Consider the following 3,697-nt stretch of genomic DNA (forward strand, 5'->3'; position numbering starts at 1 on the left):
TTTGATGACTAAATAATCCGAAAAATTTTTAGTCTACTTCAGTAGACTTTAGCTATGAGCCGCTGAAATTCATTTCTGGGCGGGCGTGGAAGCCAACAGATAAGCGATTTTTAGCTTAAGTTGACACGAATGGGCAATGCCATGCCCCTACGATAAATCTATATGTATCAGGGTTTTCGTGAATTGGTGTAAAAAAGCTCTCTAGAGGTTCTTTTATCAAAAACCGTCTCAATCACACTTCGACACATTAATGCATAATGTGAGCTATTTGTATAGTGCCTAAATCCTAGTAAAATACTTTCGCAAATCTAAGTAGGAAGATAGATGGAAGTTTCTGGACGCAACATCAATTACCCACTGAATCCTCCTCTCACTCTTGAAGATTTTCCCGTCCTTCAAACTGAAAAATATACCCTACGGCTAGCGTCAACTGAAGAAGAATTAGAATCAATTTTTCGGTTGCGCTTTGAAGTTTTTAATCTTGAACTAGGCGTGGGATTTTCTGCTTCTAACTTTACCCAGATGGATATAGATAAGTTTGATATGGTTTGCCATCATTTAATCATGATCTCCAAACAAACTGGTAAAACCATTGGAACTTATCGGATGCAAACCTATGCAATGGCTTCTCAAAAACTAGGCTTTGATGCTGCCGATATATTTAATCTTAATGCAATTCCCAATTCTGTGCTTCAGGCATCAGTTGAAGTTGGACGTGCATGTATAGCTAAAGAATACCGCAACAGTCAGGCACTTTTACTATTATGGAAAGGGCTAGCAAATTATCTCATCTGGAGTAGAAATCAATATTTCTTTGGCTGTGCATCATTACTAACACAATGCCCTTTAAAAGCTACTTGCACTTATGATTATTTTCAGCAGAATGGCTTGATGCATCCAAGTATTTTGGTTTATCCAAATTCACAATTTTGTCTAAAAATGCCTCCGAATTGTCCAGATTCATATAATGTTGAGACTCCTAAAATTTTACAGGCATACTTGAATATTGGAGCTAAAATATGCAGCCTTCCAGCTATTGATCGGCAGTTTAAGACTATTGATTTTTTAACTATATCTAATAGCAATGACTTTCCTAGATGGCGTTACCAAATTTTGTAAACATCCTCTAACTTGAATTCTCCTCATTGCTTTGTAGGGAATTCAGGGCTACCATAAAATTTGGGCTAAACCCAAATTTTATGGGGACTAGCGCTATACTTTACTGTCGATTATAGTTCAATACGGTTCAGTTAAGAAGAATCGTAGGTTGGGTTGAGCGACAGCGAAACCCAACAAAGCCTTGATAATGTTGGGTTTCGTTCCTCAACCCAACCTACGCCAGTTTTAATTTTTAGCCTTAACTGAACTGTATTGGATTATAGTTAATCACCAACTCTGAAATACTACCAGTATGACTTGAATCACGTCTCAATTATTTACCTTTTAACATTTTTGTCTTCCAATGCTCTTACTTTCTCTGACAATGCTAATATTGTTTTTTGCTGTTCCTGAACAACTTTGGTTAGTACCCCTACGATATCCATAGAACTGAGTCCTTTTTTATCAGGGGTTGCTACAAGCTCTGGAACATCTTCTGCAATGAATCCAATGTGGTGTGTTTTTTCTGTATCAGCTTTGTATTTGAACTTGACAGGGTTCAAGTCTTTTAGTGTCTCAAGTGCCTCTTTACTTGAAAGCTCGGTAATATTTTCCTTCAACTTCTTAGATGAACCCTGGATTAACGCACCAGTAATTGAAACATTTCCATTGGGGTTCAAACTCATTACATTATTATTTGTAAGGTTTGAAAAGAAATTCATTACGCTGTTATTACCAGGACCAACTGCGATATCCCAAAAGGCAAAAGTAGCCACATTGAATCGCAATCGGGCGAAATCACCCTCCTGTGTCTGCCTGATCTGAATCTGAGGAAAGTTCAAATCAAGATTATTACTGACAAAAATCCTTTGGCTCTGTTGTGCTTGTGCTGGTTCATCGCCAAGGATTTTTGTAGCTGCTGCTCCAACAATGAAAGCGCTAGTTGCTTTTAAAATTTGATTGCGAGAGAAGTTATTAGACATATGGTTATTAACCAAATGGAATGTAAGTTAAGAAGAAATTAAATACCTCTGCTAGTTAATCAAGTAGACTAGCTCTTAACCATAATATCAATGTATGCGTTAATAGAAGAGAGGTATTTATAAAACTTACACATCTTATACCAATTCACGAAAATCCTGATACATATAGATTTCTCGTAGGGGCATGGCAATGCCATGCCCCTACCAGCGTATTTGTATCATTATTAAAGCTGGTTTTTCCTTGCGTTTATTGGCTATGCCGAGAATTATTTAATGTGCCATTATCGGTTCCTGGTGTAGCGATCGCACTTATGGCAATTTCTCCAATTCAACTAGTTTATGCCCAAGAAGCACAAGAATATATTCTCTGGTTAGTCACCATATTACTATCTAGTGCGTCTCTATTACGAGCAATGCGGCTAGAATCAAAAGATAAAGATAAGCCACTAGAAGAACGACAACGACCAGATTTATTCGCTATCTGGAGCATTTATGCAGTAACTTTAGCCATTAGTCTTTATACTTTTCTTTGGAGTGCATTTGTAGCACTTGCTCACGGAATTTATGTAATAATAACTGCCAAATTTAAGTTGACTGAAACTGTCAGAACTTATCTATTAGTATCTTTGGTAGGTTTTTTAGCCTTCATGCCTTGGATAACAATTGTGATGGGTGACTTTTTTCAATTTTTGATTTCAGCAGAGAAAACGAAAATTAAGTCATCTTCGATGCCTATATTTCCATTTTTGCAGATGCAGTTAAGCCAGATTTTTTTTGATATAGACCTTAGACAAAATAATCCTCTAAACTCTTTAATTACACCCATTTTTTTAATTTTGGTAGGATATTCAATTTGTTTTCTTTGTCTAACAACTAACTATAAAGTCTGGTTTTTTATCATTACATTGATTGTAGTGCCAGCGCTACCCTTAATACTGTCAAGTGCTGGTAGCATACAATTATCTACCGAACCATATTTCCTACCAGCTTATTTAGGAATCCAAGTAACTGTTGCTTACCTACTAGCTACGCAAATATATAATGAAAGCGTATCACGCCGGAGCATTTGGCAGATAATCATGGCATTAATGATTATTTGTGGACTGATTTCTTCTAAGGTGAGTTCCCAGGCAGAAACTTGGTGGAATAAGGGTATGAGTTATGACAACCCACAAGTTGCCCAAATCATCAATCAGACGAGTAGTCCAGTTTTGGTTTGTGATGCTTTGGGCAATAATTATGGAAATGTTTTTTCTCTAAGCTATCTTTTGGAACTTCATTGACTTACAAAGTGCTGTATGTGATATTTATAGCGTTTACCGCTTTGGTGAGATACAAACCCCACCCCCAACTCCCTCCCCGCTTGGTAGGCTACGGTGTACACATAAGTTTGAAAATAGCTGAAGAAGACAGGTTTTACCCCACCCTAACCCTCCCCTTGTGAAGGGGCTACGGTGTACACACAAGTCTGAAGTTGTTCAAGAATCTGGGTTTTACCCCACCCTAACCACTGCTTGAATTCAATGAACGATACCTCCAATTCAATAAACGACCACCCGAATTCAATAAACGACCACCCGAATTCAATAAACGACCACCCGAATTCAATAAACGAC

General features: G+C 37.5%; 4 protein-coding genes. 2 read left to right on the top strand and 2 right to left on the bottom strand.

Translation table 11 applies throughout. The annotated features are described in order from the left end of the window. Nucleotides 1-324: 324 nt before the first annotated feature. Nucleotides 325-1,119, top strand: a complete 795-nt coding sequence (locus tag LC574_RS30885) for a GNAT family N-acetyltransferase (protein WP_229457400.1) — start codon at nt 325-327, stop codon at nt 1,117-1,119. Between the two features lie 317 nt (nt 1,120-1,436). Here the strand turns inward: LC574_RS30885 and LC574_RS30890 are convergent, their stop codons facing one another. Continuing rightward, a complete protein-coding gene (locus tag LC574_RS30890; protein ID WP_229457401.1) occupies nt 1,437-2,081 on the bottom strand; it encodes a tail fiber domain-containing protein in 645 nt (214 codons plus the stop codon). Nucleotides 2,082-2,356: 275 nt separating this feature from the next. On the opposite strand from LC574_RS30890, the gene LC574_RS30895 reads away from it, so the two are divergent. Continuing rightward, nucleotides 2,357-3,364 carry a hypothetical protein gene (locus LC574_RS30895; RefSeq protein ID WP_229457402.1) on the top strand — a complete coding sequence of 336 codons (1,008 nt, stop codon included), beginning with the start codon at nt 2,357-2,359 and terminating at the stop codon, nt 3,362-3,364. A 143-nt stretch (nt 3,365-3,507) separates the two neighbouring features. On the opposite strand, the gene LC574_RS30900 is transcribed toward LC574_RS30895, so the two are convergent. After that, nucleotides 3,508-3,697: hypothetical protein (locus LC574_RS30900; protein ID WP_229457403.1), on the bottom strand; the 190-nt coding region annotated here is incomplete at its 5' end.

The organism is Nostoc sp. CHAB 5715 (assembly GCF_020829685.1).
Lineage (GTDB): Bacteria > Cyanobacteriota > Cyanobacteriia > Cyanobacteriales > Nostocaceae > Nostoc.

Bases quoted from the DNA above. Each gene is read 5' to 3' on its own strand.
- LC574_RS30885 (WP_229457400.1), top strand. From the start codon at position 325: ATGGAAGTTTCTGGACGCAACATCAATTACCCACTGAATCCTCCTCTC.
- LC574_RS30890 (WP_229457401.1), bottom strand. From the start codon at position 2,081: ATGTCTAATAACTTCTCTCGCAATCAAATTTTAAAAGCAACTAGCGCT.